At 44.0% G+C, this 16,305-nt stretch carries 12 protein-coding genes; 6 read left to right on the top strand and 6 right to left on the bottom strand.

Annotated elements, in window-relative coordinates:
- Positions 1–754: 754 nt before the first annotated feature.
- On the top strand, positions 755–1,729 hold the full coding sequence (locus tag AAEZ00_RS18605; protein WP_351089397.1) for a substrate-binding periplasmic protein: 975 nt from the start codon (positions 755–757) through the stop codon (positions 1,727–1,729).
- Between the two features lie 35 nt (positions 1,730–1,764).
- Positions 1,765–2,196 (top strand): acyl-CoA thioesterase, encoded by a 432-nt coding sequence (locus AAEZ00_RS18600; RefSeq protein ID WP_351089395.1) that lies wholly within the window; start codon positions 1,765–1,767, stop codon positions 2,194–2,196.
- A gap of 51 nt (positions 2,197–2,247) precedes the next feature.
- On the opposite strand, the gene AAEZ00_RS18595 is transcribed toward AAEZ00_RS18600, so the two are convergent.
- Together AAEZ00_RS18595 and AAEZ00_RS18590 are read right to left on the bottom strand one after the other, a co-directional pair.
- Positions 2,248–3,747 carry a putative bifunctional diguanylate cyclase/phosphodiesterase gene (locus AAEZ00_RS18595; protein ID WP_351089393.1) on the bottom strand — a complete coding sequence of 500 codons (1,500 nt, stop codon included), beginning with the start codon at positions 3,745–3,747 and terminating at the stop codon, positions 2,248–2,250.
- 137 nt (positions 3,748–3,884) lie between these two features.
- Entirely contained in the window at positions 3,885–4,727 is an 843-nt protein-coding gene (locus AAEZ00_RS18590) for an HDOD domain-containing protein (RefSeq protein ID WP_101032481.1), read from the bottom strand.
- Positions 4,728–4,979: 252 nt separating this feature from the next.
- Between AAEZ00_RS18590 and trhP the strand changes: the two genes are divergently transcribed.
- The 4 genes from trhP (at position 4,980) to AAEZ00_RS18570 (ending at position 9,637) form a co-directional block, all read left to right on the top strand.
- Positions 4,980–6,344, top strand: coding sequence for a prephenate-dependent tRNA uridine(34) hydroxylase TrhP (gene trhP, locus AAEZ00_RS18585; RefSeq protein WP_351089391.1), 1,365 nt, complete (start codon positions 4,980–4,982; stop codon positions 6,342–6,344).
- Between the two features lie 12 nt (positions 6,345–6,356).
- Complete coding sequence (locus AAEZ00_RS18580; RefSeq protein WP_124012052.1) at positions 6,357–6,614, top strand: YfhL family 4Fe-4S dicluster ferredoxin; 258 nt, start codon at positions 6,357–6,359, stop codon at positions 6,612–6,614.
- Positions 6,615–8,173: 1,559 nt separating this feature from the next.
- Positions 8,174–8,917, top strand: a complete 744-nt coding sequence (locus AAEZ00_RS18575; protein ID WP_351089389.1) for an ice-binding family protein — start codon at positions 8,174–8,176, stop codon at positions 8,915–8,917.
- Positions 8,918–9,169: 252 nt separating this feature from the next.
- Complete coding sequence (locus tag AAEZ00_RS18570) at positions 9,170–9,637, top strand: hypothetical protein (RefSeq protein WP_351078458.1); 468 nt, start codon at positions 9,170–9,172, stop codon at positions 9,635–9,637.
- Positions 9,638–9,749: 112 nt separating this feature from the next.
- Here AAEZ00_RS18570 and AAEZ00_RS18565 read toward each other — a convergent pair whose 3' ends face one another.
- The 4 genes from AAEZ00_RS18565 to AAEZ00_RS18550 all read right to left on the bottom strand — a co-directional run bounded on the left by AAEZ00_RS18565 (position 9,750) and on the right by AAEZ00_RS18550 (position 16,172).
- Entirely contained in the window at positions 9,750–10,715 is a 966-nt protein-coding gene (locus AAEZ00_RS18565) for a PA2778 family cysteine peptidase (RefSeq protein ID WP_351089387.1), read from the bottom strand.
- Positions 10,716–10,745: 30 nt separating this feature from the next.
- Positions 10,746–11,123, bottom strand: a complete 378-nt coding sequence (locus AAEZ00_RS18560; RefSeq protein ID WP_351089385.1) for a PA2779 family protein — start codon at positions 11,121–11,123, stop codon at positions 10,746–10,748.
- Positions 11,124–11,586: 463 nt separating this feature from the next.
- On the bottom strand, positions 11,587–13,176 hold the full coding sequence (locus AAEZ00_RS18555; RefSeq protein WP_124012057.1) for a sigma-54-dependent transcriptional regulator: 1,590 nt from the start codon (positions 13,174–13,176) through the stop codon (positions 11,587–11,589).
- The gene (locus tag AAEZ00_RS18550; protein ID WP_351089383.1) at positions 13,176–16,172 is read right to left on the bottom strand and encodes a PAS domain-containing hybrid sensor histidine kinase/response regulator; all 2,997 of its coding nucleotides are present in this window, start codon (positions 16,170–16,172) and stop codon (positions 13,176–13,178) included. Before AAEZ00_RS18550 ends, AAEZ00_RS18555 begins: the two co-directional genes overlap by 1 nt.
- Between the last annotated feature and the right edge of the window lie 133 nt (positions 16,173–16,305).

The following is a 16,305-nucleotide window of genomic DNA, read 5'->3' as shown; positions in this document are numbered from 1 at the left end:
AAATGCTTGATGCTTGTCATTGTGTGCTTATAAGACACTTCGTGATGCAATACCAATGTCGGATTAAGTAAATTATCGTGCCCAGGTAGCGTCACGTTTTAATATAAAGGCATTACTCAAATGCTTGATGCTTGTCATTGTGTGCTTATAAGACACTTCGTGATGCAATACCAATGTCGGATTAAGTAAATTATCCTGCCCAGGACAACGATAACAAACACCATCTAAAAATGCGCTTTTTTGCTGTTAAGCTAAGTCGGCATCAATGCTGACATTATATCTTTGTGCATAAAGCCCAGCGGATCGTCAGTGGGTTTACTCAATAGACCACCTCTATTCATCACGGCATTCATCTGCACATTAAACTGAAATAACTTAATCCCATCTCCTGAGCCATCATTTTGGCTATGGCTGATATATCCCCAAACCACTTCAACATACTCGTTTCAGCGCTCCCGAAGAACAAGGCCTAGAAGCTAGGACGCTGCGTGGCTAGAACCTATAAAATCTTAGCAGCTAAGCGACACTTGAGCCTAACAAACCGAAGGTCGCTCTAGCAGCTGTAGAGGCTCGTTAACTTGCACGGTGACTTTCCAGCTTTCGCCCGTGATGGTATTTATTTCAATCATTTTTCGGCCAAAATCGACGCCTTAACAAACTAACTTGATGACTAACACTATGGCTAGCCTATTGATCTATTAGCAAAACAATCAATTAGTTAATATTAATATTACTCTTTTCCGTTACCCTTATTATGACCATTAATTTATCACTGAGTCAGTTTGTAGGCATTAGCCGTAATCATATTCTAGCGGCTATTGATTGGCGATATTCGCAACAGAGGAAATATCACTTTAATAGTAAAGGTGCTATTATCCGCTTGGCGCAACAGGAACATTTAATAAAGGATTATATGTCGTTAATAGGTTACCCAAACGTCCTGCTTGGTTACATTCCAACGGGCAAAGTGTGGCGTATATTTGCTCAGGTTACTTTACTTGCACTTGTAAGCGCTTGCGTTATCGTCACCCCTAAGTTGGCAGTGGCAGAATCACTAAGAATCACGTTAGCAGCAGAAGATAGTTGGCCCCCGTTTGCTGATGAAGTCGGCAGAGGTATTTCCCACAACATTATCAACCATGCTTTTGAGCAAGTTGATGTTGAGGTTTCCACAATTGTCGTACCTTACTCTCGGGGTCTGATTATGACCGAACGCGGCACTGTTGATGGCGTCTTTAATGTCACACGTGAGCAGAGCACTATTGATCGCTTTGTATTTGGTAATGAACCTCTTTTTACCGTAACGGCTTCTTTTTTCTTTGCCAAAGAATACCCTAACATTGTGAATAATAAATGGCAGATCCCAACACAGAGCACGATTGGTATTGTGGATGGTTATGAATACGGAGATGAATTTATGACACTTGTAGAGAAACTGAAACTACACGTTATTACCGTTAATAGTCAGCGCCAATTGATCAATTTGCTATTAGTGGGCAGAATTGATACTGCGATTATGTATGATCTTGTCGCTGATGTTTACATCAACCAGATGGGTGTTAGCCGTGATATAAAAGCAAAATTTAACAATCATACCAGTGAAATATTTGTCGCGTTTTCTAAACATAATCCACAAGCAAAGCACCTTAGCCAATTACTCGATAAAGGACTGCTCACGTTACAAAAACAAGGCAAGTATCATCAACTGCTTCTGCCCTCAAATAATTAACCACAATACAATGAATAACATAAGGTCATAGTGTAATGAGCCATGTCTCTGTAGAGCCCAAATACAGTCCCGTTCACTCTTTTGCGGTACAAATTTATTATGAAGACACCGACTTTTCTGGTGTGGTGTACCATCCTAATTTTTTAAAGTATTTCGAACGCGCACGTGAACATGTCATTGGTGCGGATGTGCTTAGTCAACTTTGGCAGCAACAACAATTAGGTTTTGCTGTTTATCGCAGCGATATGTTATGTCATGATGGGGTTGAATTTGCAGAAATTATTGATGTTCGTACTCAATTTTATTTTGAAAGTAAGTATCGTACCGTGTGGAAACAGCAAATATGGCGTCCCAATGCTAAAAAGCCTGCGGTAACGGCAGCGGTTGAAATGGTCTGCATGAACCAGAAGCGTCAACTTGCGCCTATGCCGACAGAATTAATCGCCCATTTATCGGTGGGATCTTAGTCTTAGCGTGGTCACCTACAATGTCTCAATTTCGCCTTAAAGACCATTATGTTATGGGTGTTTAATTTGCGGATGATTAAGTTGCGAATGATTAAGTTGCGAGTAATTAAGTTGCGGATAAATGTGTTCAAACTCACTGGCAGTGAAAGGTTTCGCAAAGTAATCACCTTGAATCGTATCCACCCCAAAAAGATGTAACGTCTCTAAGACGGACTTAGATTCCACCCCTTCAACCGTCACTTCAAAACCTAAATTTTTAGCGAGATCGATACTGGTCTTAACAATTTGTTTCGCGGCTTTGGACGTTTCAAATTCATCTAAAAAGGCTTTATCAATTTTCACTTCATCTACAGGTAAATGACGTAAATAAGCCAAAGAAGAATGACCGGTACCAAAGTCATCAATGGCCAATTTAACCCCGATATCTCGCAATTGATTTAAGGTCATAATAGTTTGTTCTAGTGATATCATTAAGGCGCTTTCGGTGATTTCAATCGTAATGGATTCGGCAGGAACCAGATACTGGGATAGTTTTGTGGCGACATCGACTGCCAAATTGGGATTATCTAAATCAGTTGATGACAAATTAAGCGCAACATTAACGTAAATCCCCATATTTCGCCATTTGGCTTGTTGAGCTAACACGTTATCCAGCACCCAAGGACTCAGAATATCAATCATTCCGGTTTGTTCCGCTAATGGAATAAATTCACTCGGTGAAATTAATCCTAAGCTTTCATGCTGCCAACGGATCAATGCTTCTACCTGCTTACATTGGCCACTTTTTATATCTAATTTTGGTTGAAAAACCATAAATAATTGATCTTGCTTTAATCCTTTAGGCAAGCCATTAATGATTAACAATTCTCGGTATTGCGCTTTATCATCATCCTGATCATAAAAAGCAATCGGCTGCTTTAATGCTTTGGCTTTCTTCAGGGCTAAATCTAAGCGGCGAAGCATCAAACTCACATCCGCATGATGTTCACTTAATGACAACACCCCTAATTGCATTTTGATACTGATGGGCTGCTGTTCAATTTCAAATGGTCTTTGTAAGTCATTTTTTATGGTGAGCAACTGCTCGATAGTCAAGGGTTGGTGATAAAATAACAGAAACTCATTACCGTTCATCCGCGCAATAAACTGTGCTTTGCAATTAAGGCTATCGATCCGCTTTGCAAATGCTTTAAGCAGTTTGTCACCAAATAAAAAACCAAATAAATCATTCACAAAACGAAATTGGTGAATATCCACCAGCACCAGCATGCCTTCTGAAATCGGCATTCTAGCCAGCATTTTTCGTTTAAAGCCGACACGATTGGCTAATCCGGTTAACTTATCCCGTTCGGTAATAAACAGGCTTGATTGATGTAAATCATGAAGAACGTTAATGAGCGGTTTTAACGATTTAGAAGACGAGTCTATATTAAATGAATCTTGGTTAAGCAACCTGAGTTCAAGCGAGTGAGTTAATCGCTGAATAAATCGATGTTGGCGCCAATAAATGAATGCAACAATGCACAGCATAACTGCAATAATAAATAACATTGTTATCAGTAAATAATTCATCATGTTACAGTTTCAGTCTTGTGGTTTTTAGACATTAAACAGCATTATATTTGGATAGTGTTCATTCTGGTATTGGCTCAAAGAGTAATATCCATAAAAAATATCCATTAATAAGGCTATTCGTAGCTTTGCTTAATTGAATGATACATCTCAATAAATTCATCACTGGCTAGATCTTCTGGTGTCACAGGTAGCCCGCGCTCGGCAAACACCCCTAACCTTCCCTCTAAGTCTTCACCGGCACGAAGTTCACCCGTGTAGAATGCTGCGGATCGAATAAAATCAAGGTAAGTGACCGTGTTAGGCAGGTAGTGAAGATCAGACCAACGTTCAACCACTTCCATTACCTCTGGGGCAAAGTCCCATGTTTTTAATACAGCACGGCCAATCGGCCCCTGCATTTTACGCACTAAACTGCGTAAATCGTCAATTCGACTAAACAGTTCAGGTTGAGCTTCTGCTTCGGTTAATACCGGTAATGCACCAATATTATGCACTAAGCCCGCAAGGGTTAACGTATCACGATTTAATTTTTTAGTGGGATGACGCTTATTATACATTTCGAGCATGGCACAGGATGAAGCGGTGACCTCAATCGAGGTTTTCCATACTTCATCCATGACTTCCCACACCATTTCGTTAGTGGAGATAAATAACTGCTCCATGGCAACAGAAGTGGTAATAGATTTTATTTGCACTAAGCCAATACGGCTAACCGCAGCATTGATACTTTCCGCTTTGTTACCCCGTGAATACAAGGCACTGTTAGCCACTTTAATAATTCGAGCTGAGATAGCGGCATCTTGACCAATAATATCTGCGACTTGTTTAAGACTTGAATCTTGACGAGACACGACTTCTTGAACGCGCATAGCCACTTCAGGCAATGTCGGTAGCACTAAAGCATCATCTTTAAGCTTCTTTAATAGTCCAACCAAGAGTTGATGTTCCGTCGACATGGAGTCTCCATAAATATATAGTCAATAATGTTGTGATTATATACCCAAACCGATAACGTTTGCGATTACTCAACAAGCTAGAACTTAATTAATTGTCCGCTGTTGTGCCAATTAATCGCTTAAATATTGCCTTTGTCATACTAAAAAGACAACCGACATCACAAATACCAAGGCTATATTTGTCCGCGCTAATATCCTTCAGTAAGCTTTCGACCTTGAGTTATGCAATATCCCATTAGGTCGAGAAAAACCATGTTTAAACCTGAATTATTATCTCCCGCTGGTACGCTTAAAAATATGCGTTACGCCTTTGCTTATGGTGCCGATGCCGTTTACGCAGGCCAACCTCGTTATAGCTTACGAGTCAGAAATAATGATTTCAAAATGGAAACGCTCGCCACCGGTATAGAAGAGGCTCATACCCTTGGCAAAAAATTGTATGTTGTGAGTAATATTGCACCTCATAATGCCAAGCTAAAAACCTATATTAAAGACATGCAACCCGTCATTGCGATGAAGCCTGACGCCGTTATTATGTCAGACCCAGGGCTTATCATGATGGTCCGCGAAGCGTTTCCTGAGCAAGTGGTGCACTTATCGGTTCAAGCTAACGCGATTAACTGGGCGTCAGTTAAATTCTGGCAACAACAAGGCATTAAACGGGTCATTTTGTCTCGTGAATTGTCACTGGATGAAATTGAAGAAATTCGTCAACGTTGTCCCGATATTGAATTAGAAGTGTTTGTTCACGGTGCACTTTGCATGGCGTATTCTGGCCGTTGTTTACTCTCTGGTTACATGAATAAGCGCGACCCAAACCAAGGAACCTGTACTAATTCTTGTCGATGGAAATACGATGTGCATCAAGCACAGCAAACTGAGACCGGTGATATCATCCCTGTCGCCCCCACGGTACAGTTTGAATCGCCAACATTAGGTTCTGGCCAACCCAGTAGCGACATAGTTCTGCTGCAAGAAGCTGGGCGGCCTGGTGAATATATGCCTGCGTTTGAAGATGAGCATGGCACCTACATCATGAACTCAAAAGATTTACGCGCCATTCAACATGTGGATCGCTTAACCCGAATGGGCGTGGATTCATTAAAAATTGAAGGCCGTACCAAATCTTTTTACTATGTCGCGCGCACGGCGCAATTATACCGCCAAGCCATTGAAGATGCGGCTGCCGGCAAAGATTTTGATCGAACCCTGATGAGCAACCTTGAAGGCTTAGCGCATCGCGGTTATACCGAAGGATTTTTACGTCGCCATGTCCATGACGAATATCAAAATTATCAATATGGTCACTCTGTCAGTGATAGCCAGCAATTTGTCGGTGAGTTTACCGGGCAACGAAATGCTCAAGGATTAGCTGAAATTGACGTTAAAAATAAATTTTCCGTCGGTGACAGTGTTGAAGTAATGACAACCGAAGGTAATTTTGTTATCACTATTGAATCGTTACTTAATCGCAAAGGCGAGTCAATCGATTCCGCGTTAGGCTCAGGGCACTTCGTGTTTCTAGCGCTGCCAGTGGATATTAATGTAAACAAAGCGATGTTAATGCGTAACCTACCTGAAGGGTTAGATACGCGAAACCCTCATCAACCCGGTTAACTTAAGGTTTTTATGGCATTAATCATTGACGATAGCTGCATCAATTGTGACATGTGCGAACCCGAATGCCCTAATGAGGCTATCACTATGGGTGAAGAGGTGTATGAAATTGATCCCGCATTGTGCACTGAATGCGTCGGGCATTACGACAAGCCGACTTGTGTATCGGTTTGTCCCATTGATTGTATTGATCCCGACCCAGAACATATAGAGTCACAAGATGCGCTATTAATAAAATACGCAGCAATCACGGGCAAACTGGCAGATTAACACCTGCACGGACTATGTTGAACCTATGCCACCGACAGTCATTACCTTTAACGAAACGACTGTACATTCAACAATAGAGAGCGCTGCGCCATAAATAAAGACCTCTCTAACAGATAATGACCAATGCTATTGGATGATCTAGGCAACCCATGTCAAAGATTAGGAAACGAGATGAGGACATTAACCGTCAAGCAGACAACGCGGGCGACAAAACGTTAATCGCACCCTTTCTTAACACCTCCATATTAATTATGGCTTATCCACGATGGCGACATCAGTAATAGTGACAGAGGGTTTTATTCGCCAATCTGAGTTAACGACAAAACGTTAATCGCACGATTTCTTAACACCTCCATATTATGGCTTATCCGCGATGGCAACATCAGCAATGGTGACAGAGGGGTTTATTCGTCAACCTAAGCTGACGACAAAACGTTAATCGCACCCTTTCTTAACCCCTCAATATTATGGCTTATTAACAATAGTGGCAGAGGAATTTATTCGCCAATCTGAGTTAACGACAAAACGTTAACCCACGATTTCTTAATACCTCCATATTATGGCTTATCAGCAATAGTGACAGAGGGGGTTATTCGTCAATCTGAGTTAACGACAAAACGTTAACCGCACGATTTCTTAACACCTCCATATTATGGCTTATCCGCGATGGCAACATCAGCAATGGTGACAGAGGGGTTTATTCGTCAACCTAAGCTGACGACAAAACATTAATCGCACCCTTTCTTAACCCCTCAATATTATGGCTTATTAACAATAGTGGCAGAGGAATTTATTCGCCAATCTGAGTTAACGACAAAACGTTAACCCACGATTTCTTAATACCTCCATATTATGGCTTATCAGCAATAGTGACAGAGGGGGTTATTCGCCAACCTAAGCTGATGACAAAACGTTAACCGCACGATCTCTTAATATCTCCATATTAATTACTGCTTATCAGCGATGGCGACCTTGAGTATGCATTAACAAATTATCGCGCCGAGAGGATATTTCTGGGAATAGTGGCGCTTGGATGTATGCCTTTGAGGCAACAAAAAATCGACGTTCGCCAGATTGTCAAAGCCCTTGGCACCACCAACATCATCCCAATACATTGGATGACGTTGCCATTGACCTCACTGATGCGAACGATGAGCTTGGCCTTAGTTAAGCTTGAAAGTCTATGGCCTTCTTACTTCACCGATTCAGCGACAACCAGGGGCTTTCACTCGAACTTATCACCCGCTCAGATAACATAATCCGCCTTCAAACGACGGTGATTAGTTATTCGATAATGTATGTAAACCCTTAAATAGTTATACGGAAAACTATCAAATATGGTAGTTCAGGTAAATATGCTAGTTAGGTATTTAGTAGCTTAGCAGTTGATATTATTCAAACGCAGAAATATAGCATTTATATCAATGAGTTACCATAATTTAGGTTCGATATTCATTCTGGCATACTCGTTGCAAAACACCTCAATAGAACGGACAACCAGTCCGAAAGTAGTAACAATCTTGTTACTACTCAATTTAACATTCCTTATAAGGGAAATAATGATGATCATGCTTAAAAACAATTTAAACAAATTACTGTTGCCATTAGTTATTGGTGGTTTATTTGCTGGAAATGCGATGGCTGCTGGCCCAACTGCAGTTAATCTTAAAAGCGCAGGTTCATTCACTATTTTGAGTCAAACAGGTATTACTGATGTTTATCGTTCTGCCATTGTTGGTGATGTCGGCACTAGCCCTATCACAGGTGCGGCGCTACTACTTAACTGTAATGAAGTCACCGGCGCTATTTACACGGTTGACACTGCGGGCCCAGCTCCTTGCGCGATAAATTCAGCAAGCTACCTAGAATTGGCTGTGGGTGACATGGGATTTGCTTATGACGACGCCGCAGGACGTGTTTCAGTGGATTTCAATGAACTTGGTGCCGGCGAAATTGGCGGCCTAACGATGGCTCCAGGTCTTTACAAATGGTCTTCAGACCTTAATATCAGTAAAGATGTCACCCTTTCTGGCGGCCCAAATGATGTCTGGATTATGCAGGTGGCAGGTAATCTTAATCAGGCTAATGCAATGAACGTGACGTTAGCGGGTGGCGCACTAGCCAAAAACATTTTCTGGCAGGTCGCTGGCTCGGTAACGCTAGGAACGAACTCACATTTTGAAGGTATCGTGCTGAGTAAAACGATGATTGCCGTAAATACCGGCACCTCTATCAACGGTCGATTATTAGCTCAAACGGCAGTGACTTTACAACAAAATGCCATTACTCAGCCTGCTGAATAAGTAGCAAGTAAGAGGGGGAGATGTTAGGTAAATATTTTCCCCTACAAGTCAATTTAACAGGATTACAAGCTCAGCTCTGTAATCCTGTTTTTTTTGGTTTATTTCATTGGTTTTTCAAGCTTTTTTAATTATTTTGAAGCAAATCAATGGCGGTATTTTTATTTAGTAGGTTACACGTTAAATACGCTAACGCTAAAGGCTTTCCCTGACCATTCGGTGATGTATAAACGTTAAAATATAACAGAAGGTAAGATGAATAATAAATTATTTTTTTGGATTAAAAGTATTTTAGCAAAATCATTCACAATGATTTTTTTAGGCTTAACTGTGGCTATTATGTTTTCATTAATGACGACCATTTTCAAAGGTATTTCAAATGGAACTGACATCATGCAGATTTTTTTGAGTAGCATCAATACTGGGATCATCGCGCTTGCAGTATTTGAGTTGGCTTTGGTGATAAATAAAGAGTATTCAGGCCATGAGGAAAGTGAGAGTGATGCTGTTGCCATCTTAAGGAGAACGATCCCTAGATTTATCGGAACGGTTTGTATTGCGCTATCGCTTGAGGGATTAATAATGGTGATTAAGTATAGTCAACTCGATCTCGCCGGTAATTTATATTATCCAGTCGCCATTATTTGCAGTACTGCATTACTTTTGATTGCCTTAGCTATTTTTCTGCACTTTACAAAAAACACCCAAATATCGGCTGATTAACCCCAAGTCGTAATATTGTTTTTACAGACTGTTTATTCATTATTCAGTGAGAGTAAAGTATTCAGCAATATCAACAGCGCTCAGTTTTATTGTCATCTTGAATAATGTTAGCTTAATTGACTGAGCAACTCGCGTTATCAGGCATTTTTTCTATGTCTTTTTGGCTGCTGCGAATATTGCTATCTTCGGGTTGAAGTCTACGCGCTTTTTCGATTATTTCCATCGCACGCGGTTTGCAACCAGACAAAGACAAACTATAGGCGAAGTTATTTAAATAGGCGGCCTGTTGCTCAGCCTGTTGATCAATATAAGTCAATCCCTGTTGATACCAAAAAGCGGCCTGGGCGTTATCAATGGCTAAATAATAATTGCCGAGTAAAAAGTAACTTAGCCAGTAGTCAGGCCATTGTCTGGTGGCATTTTCAAGGGCACTGATCCCTTGAGTACTTTTACCACTACTGAGCAGATCCTGAGCGGCGCTGGCATAAATGAAAGGATCAAAATGTAAACTGGTTTTATCCGCTGGCACGGCAGCCAACAACCAATACTGACCACGCAGCCAGGTTCGTTCAAATACCTTCAGTTCGGCAATACGATTTTTATTGGTGCCTGAATGCAACCGCACATACTGCTTATCCAAGTCATAACCTGTCACCACTGCGTAATGCCACATTGGATACCATGAGGTCGATACATTTTGTAAAATAATGACCGGAATATTTTCACTCACCAAAGACAGTAGCTGGGTCAGATTGCCTGATTCTGCATAGGCCAGCAGCCCCTGTTGACGTGCAGCTGCAACCATTTCAATTTGTAAACTGCCTTGCAACTCTGGAATAAACAGTGCCGGCGCTATTTGTTGCGGCGTTTTGATTACCCCATAAAAATTGAATACTTCCGCGAGCGTGGTGGGGCCACAGAAATAATCCTCTTGAGGGTAAAAAGGCACCCCAGTAATTTGATGTTTATGCGCAATAGCGGGCGGGTTGGCTAGCAATATGGCGGTCTGGGGTGGTATCGACAGACAGCCGCTGAGACATAAACAAAAGCCAGTAATACACATGGCTTTTGTGAACATGCTGATGGCATTCATGCTTGAAAATACGATTTAATTTATCGGCCGAATAAAGGAAAATACATCGGTAACACCCACCAAATCGAGCACCACCAACACAACTAATACTGTGACGACAACCCCTACTACGCCAGCAGCTGCAGGCATATCATTCATCTGGGTATTTAATTGATTTATTTCCTGATCGGTCATACTGGCAATGCGCATCTCTGCATCCTTGAGACTGACCCCAAGTGCCACCAGTTTGCCTTGAACCTCAGCGTTGTTGAACATCTCGATAACTTGCTGTTTATTATATATATTTTGCTGTTGGACTATAACCTGCTCCGAGGAAACTACGCCAGCGTAGGCACCCGAAATACAAGTCAAATAAGTTAACATAACTGCGGCGACTGCGAGAACTGTTTTCATTGGATTTCCTTTGGTTTAGGATGTAAATTTCTCATAGAGAGTAGAGTTAATTTTGAGCAATAACAAGCTATATCGGGATGATACCCGCTAGACAAGAAAGGTAAATAGTTGTTGCTTATTTGGGGACTGATTTGTGAATTGATTTGGGAACTGCGGCGACTCACATTACCAGTCCTAGATGCTAGGACGCTGCGCGGCGAGATCCTATAACATCTTAGCAGCGAAGCGACACTAGTAGGACGCCGCCCGTCCCAGCAGCGAGGCAACACTAGAACCTAGCAGACCAAAGGTCGCATTAGCAGCCGTAGTCGTCCTATTCCTAGAACCTTGAACGCTGTCACTTCTTGACATGATCAATAGTGCATTCCGAGGTTATTTGGGTATATTAAGCCACAATATCGCGCTTAAAAATCTAACATGTTTGCCCCTATTTTGCTTATTAATGTTAGTGCCGCAGTTAATGTTAATGGCGCACTATGCCATATTTGCGCATTCGGGCACGCAGGGTGCTGGGGTTGAGTCCGAGGATCACTGCCGCACCTTGCTGGCCTTCAATGCGCCAATTGGTCTGCTGCAACACGTTAATAATATGCTCATGCTCCAACTCAACCAGCGTTTTAACCGAAGGTTCCTCCCTAGGTACTCGTCTGTTAACGCCATCGAAGCGATCGTTGCTAGACACTCGTTTGTCAAAGCTATCAAAGCGATCTAAGATCTGCAGTGATGTTCCTGCGCTGAGGATCACAGCTCGTTCAATGGCACTTTCCAGCTCTCGTACATTGCCGGGCCAGTGATGCTGCTGCAGGGTGTTCTGCGCCGCGTTGCTGACGATATTAATCTGCTTGCCGATTTTCTTATTAAATTTAGCCACAAAATGGTTGACCAGCAACGGAATATCTTCCTTACGTTGCCTTAGTGGCGGCAAGGTGATCGGGAATACGTTCAGCCGATAATAGAGATCTTCACGGAACTTACCATTACGCACTTCATCAATCAGATTGCGATTGGTGGCGGCGATAATGCGCACGTCGACCTTAATTGTGTGAGGACTCCCCAGGCGTTCAAATTCGCCATCCTGAATCACTCGGAGCAGTTTGGCCTGCATCTCGAGTGGCATTTCGCCAATCTCATCAAGAAACAGAGTGCCGCCATCGGCCAGCTCAAAACGACCTATCTGTTTGCTATCGGAACCGGTGAAAGCGCCCCGCTCCCGGCCAAACAGCTCGCTCTCGATCAGCGTTGCTGGCAGGGTAGTACAGTCTACCGTGATCAACGGACTTTTTTTGCGTGCGTTGCGGCTGTGGATAGCGCGGGCGACTAAGCCTTTACCTGTGCCGGTCTCACCAAGCAACAGTACGGTCGCATTCATAGGCGCAACTTGCTCAACTTGATGAAACACCTGCGAGAGCAGTTGGCTGTTACCGATAATTTCGTCGAAATTAAACTGCCGCGCCACTTCTTGCTGCAGATAAACGTTCTCTGCCTGAAGTTTGTCCTTCAACTGTTTAATTTCTGTATACGTTCCTTGCAGTGACGCTTCGGCCTTTTTACGTTCCTCTATTTCCTCGGTGCATTGCAGATTAATGCGGAGCAGCTCTGCCGTACGTTTTTGCACTGTATCTTCCAGTGTGTCGTTACTGCTCTCCAGTTGCTTATAAAGCAAGCGCACTTCCAGCATGTTATGGATGCGCGTTTTGACTTCGACCAGATCAAAAGGTTTACTGATAAAATCCTTGGCACCAGATTGTAGTGCTTGCAGTTTATGGCCTGGTTGGGCGGTGAGAACGAGCACAGGTAAATAGTCGGCCGGATCGTCAGCCTTAAGCGCTGCCATCACCTCAAATCCATCCATCCTCGGCATCTGCAGATCAAGCAGAACAAGATCATAATGGTTTTCAGCATTTAGGTCACAAACAGCTTGAGGATCCATGGTTGTCGTCACCCTTGTATAGCCGCTTTCAAGCAGTAATTGCTCGAGCAGAGTCACATTAGGCTCTTGATCATCGACAATCAGAATCTTGGCATTGAGAATGTCCGTTGCAGTGATCGTCATCAGGTCACCTCATTATTGGGGATATCTGCTGACTGATTGGTATATTCAAGCGCGATGTCTAATGTCTTCAAAAATTCATTAATCCGCAGCGGTTTAGTCAAATAACGAAAGAAGCCGGCGTCCAGACCTTTCTCAATATCGCGAGGAATGGCATTCGCACTCAGTGCCATCACCGGGATAGCGGCTGTGGTCGGATCTTCCCTGAGAATATGCAATGCGGTCAAGCCGCTGATCCCCGGCAGGTTGATGTCCATCAAGATCACATCCGGCTGATAGGTATGCGCCATCTCGATACCGCTGACGGCGTCCGTAGCACTGAGAAAACGCAGATTGGGTCGACGGGCAATGATATCCTCAACGAGCATCAAGTTAGCAGGATTATCCTCAACATAGAGCAAGCTTTTCAACCGTTCAGGGTCCTCACATTGAAGTGGTAGCAAGGGCATTGATGTCGTCGCATCAAGGTTAGATAAGGAGTCGACGGTACGCTTCAGTTCAAACCAGAACACGCTGCCAACGCCGACATGGCTTTGTACACCGATAATGCCGTCCATCGATTCGACCAAACGTTTACTGACCACCAGCCCGATCCCGGTTCCTTCTTGATTATTGGCTTCTTGCCCCAGACGGTTAAACGGTTGGAAAAGTTGCCCAAGTTGCTCCTCTGACAATCCTTCACCTGTATCGCGGACACTGATCCGGATCATATCTTCCGTGCTTTGGCTGCTTTCTAATATCACGCTGCCACCCTCACGATTGTATTTAATCGCATTGGAAAGCAGATTAAGAATCACCTGCTTTAGCCTGGTCCGATCGACGTTGACAAAGTTTATCGAGTCCGAACGGTTAAAGATCATCTTGATACCATAGGTTTTCGCTTGCGGCTCGCTCATCAAGATGCATTCCTGCATCACTTCGTCCAGCGAAATCGTTTCGATTGACATGGGCAGCTTGCCAGATTCAATCAACGCCAGATCGAGGACTTCATTGATTAACTCCAACAAATACCACCCCGCCTTGAGGATCTGAGCAATGCTTTTTTGCTGCGTATGCTGCGGGGGTGGCGTGCTCGACTCTAGTAGTTGAGCAAAACCGAGGATCGCGCCAAGTGGCGTACGCAGTTCATGGCTCATACTAGACAAAAAATCGGATTTGGCGAGGTTGGCTTTCTCTGCTGCCATAGTGGCACTTTCCAACTCAACATTTTTGTCCTGTAATTTTTGATCCAAACGATTGCGCTCAGTCACATCGCGGGCACCGTAAAACACTCCCTGCAGATTATTGTCCCGGTCATAAAAAGTGGTCGCGTTAATGGAGACTACCGTCTCCTGGCCGTTTTGGGCGCGCGCGGTGAGCTCAAGGTCGGTGACCTTCTTTTCACATAGCACCTTTGTTATTCCAGCCACGGCAAGCTCCGGATTGGTAAAGTAGTCTTTAAATGGCGTACCGAGCATTTCATCACGGCTGCAGTCCGTGAGCAGCTCCATCTCCTTGTTAACATCGGTAATAATACCGGACGGATCGGTAGTCGTCAGTGCATCAATGTTGGATTCAATCAGGTTACGGGTATAAAAATGTTGGTCTTGCAGGCGCTGACTGAGTTCTTTTTGCTCTTGCTCGATGCGTTTACGCGCGGTGTTGTCGGTGCCGATCAGTAGATAACCTATGATAGCGTCTTGCTCATCCCGGAGCGCGGTTACCGACACGACCGCCGGAAAGCGGCTACCGTCCTTGCGGATGTAGGTCAGCTCGTAGATATCCTCAATGCCGCGCCGGGCTTTGAACACCAAAGCATCGAACCCGGGCGTGATCGCAGTGTCAAGTTCAAGACTCAGAACTTTGGCGCGTTCGATAACTTCTTGTGGATCGGAAATGTCGGCGGGGGTGATCTTGTTCATCACCTCATCTGCTGTGTAGCCCAGCATTCGCTCGGCGCCCACATTGAAAATCTGGATCACGCCGAGTGCATCGGTGGCAATACTGGAAAAGTTGGCACTATTGAAAATGGCATTCTGCAATGCGCCCGCTTTGATAATTTCCTCTTCCGCTGCCTTGCCGACACTGTTATCGGTGCCGATCAACAGATAACCTATGATGCTCTCCTCGTCGTCGCGTAGTGCTGTGACCGACACTACCGCCGGAAAGCGGCTACCATCCTTACGGATGTAGGTTAATTCATAGATATCTTCAATCCCGCGTGTCGCCTTAAATACTAGCGCATCGAAGCCGGGGGTGATCGGGGTGTCAAGTTCAAGACTGAGTACTTTAGCGCGCTCAATAACCTCCAGGGGATCGGAAATGTCGGCTGGGGTGATCTTGTTCATCACCTCTTCCGCTGTGTAACCCAGCATACGCTCGGCGCCCACGTTAAATATCTGGATAACGCCTTCCGCATCCGTGGCAATACTGGAAAAGTTGGCACTGTTGAAAATGGCACTCTGCAGTTCGCCCGCTTTGAGCAGCGCTTCTTCTGCCTGTTTGCCAACACTATTATCGGTGCCGATCAACAGATAACCGATGATCGCCTCCTGCTCGTCGCGCAGTGCCGTGACCGATACCACGGCAGGAAGGCGGTTGCCATCCTTACGGATGTAAGTCAATTCGTAGATATCTTCAATCCCGCGTGTCGCCTTGAATACCAGCGCATCGAAGCCAGGCTCTATCAAGGTGCCAAGTTCATCTGAGAGCGCCTCGGCACGCGCAATCACTTCCTGGGGATCGGAAATATCGGCAGGCGTGATCTTGTCCACCACATCATCGGCCAAGTAACCCAGCATCCGTTCGGCGCCGACGTTGAAAATCTGGATGACGCCTTTAGCATCGGTAGCAATGCAGGAGAAATTAGCGCTATTGAAAATAGCCCGCTGCAGCGCCCCGGCATTGAGCAGTGCTTCTTCAGCCTGCCTGTGCTCGGTGATCTCTTCAATTGCCGCGTTAAACCGCTCTGCATCAGACTTGGCTAAGCTTGACGGAATTATTTTATTGTTACTTTTCATGACGAATCTCTATCACTATCCGTTGATCCTGGCCGAAACGACCTATCTGGCTTCACACAGGCAAAACAGATATGCGGGAGGAAACAAAGGAAGCAATTTCAATGCGGCCTTTGAGGCCTTTTAGGTATTTTTT

Source organism: Shewanella sp. S1-49-MNA-CIBAN-0167, assembly GCF_040310145.1.
GTDB classification, from domain to species: Bacteria; Pseudomonadota; Gammaproteobacteria; order Enterobacterales; family Shewanellaceae; genus Shewanella; species Shewanella psychromarinicola.
Note: the sequence above shows the minus strand (reverse complement) of the source record. Positions and strands in the feature narration are given on the sequence as shown.

What these genes read in the sequence shown, in the direction of transcription:
- AAEZ00_RS18605 (WP_351089397.1), top strand. Translation starts at nt 755, where the DNA reads ATGACCATTAATTTATCACTGAGTCAGTTTGTAGGCATTAGCCGTAAT.
- AAEZ00_RS18600 (WP_351089395.1), top strand. Translation starts at nt 1,765, where the DNA reads ATGAGCCATGTCTCTGTAGAGCCCAAATACAGTCCCGTTCACTCTTTT.
- AAEZ00_RS18595 (WP_351089393.1), bottom strand. Translation starts at nt 3,747, where the DNA reads ATGTTATTTATTATTGCAGTTATGCTGTGCATTGTTGCATTCATTTAT.
- AAEZ00_RS18590 (WP_101032481.1), bottom strand. Translation starts at nt 4,727, where the DNA reads ATGTCGACGGAACATCAACTCTTGGTTGGACTATTAAAGAAGCTTAAA.
- trhP (WP_351089391.1), top strand. Translation starts at nt 4,980, where the DNA reads ATGTTTAAACCTGAATTATTATCTCCCGCTGGTACGCTTAAAAATATG.
- AAEZ00_RS18580 (WP_124012052.1), top strand. Translation starts at nt 6,357, where the DNA reads ATGGCATTAATCATTGACGATAGCTGCATCAATTGTGACATGTGCGAA.
- AAEZ00_RS18575 (WP_351089389.1), top strand. Translation starts at nt 8,174, where the DNA reads ATGATGATCATGCTTAAAAACAATTTAAACAAATTACTGTTGCCATTA.
- AAEZ00_RS18570 (WP_351078458.1), top strand. Translation starts at nt 9,170, where the DNA reads ATGAATAATAAATTATTTTTTTGGATTAAAAGTATTTTAGCAAAATCA.
- AAEZ00_RS18565 (WP_351089387.1), bottom strand. Translation starts at nt 10,715, where the DNA reads ATGTTCACAAAAGCCATGTGTATTACTGGCTTTTGTTTATGTCTCAGC.
- AAEZ00_RS18560 (WP_351089385.1), bottom strand. Translation starts at nt 11,123, where the DNA reads ATGAAAACAGTTCTCGCAGTCGCCGCAGTTATGTTAACTTATTTGACT.
- AAEZ00_RS18555 (WP_124012057.1), bottom strand. Translation starts at nt 13,176, where the DNA reads ATGACGATCACTGCAACGGACATTCTCAATGCCAAGATTCTGATTGTC.
- AAEZ00_RS18550 (WP_351089383.1), bottom strand. Translation starts at nt 16,172, where the DNA reads ATGAAAAGTAACAATAAAATAATTCCGTCAAGCTTAGCCAAGTCTGAT.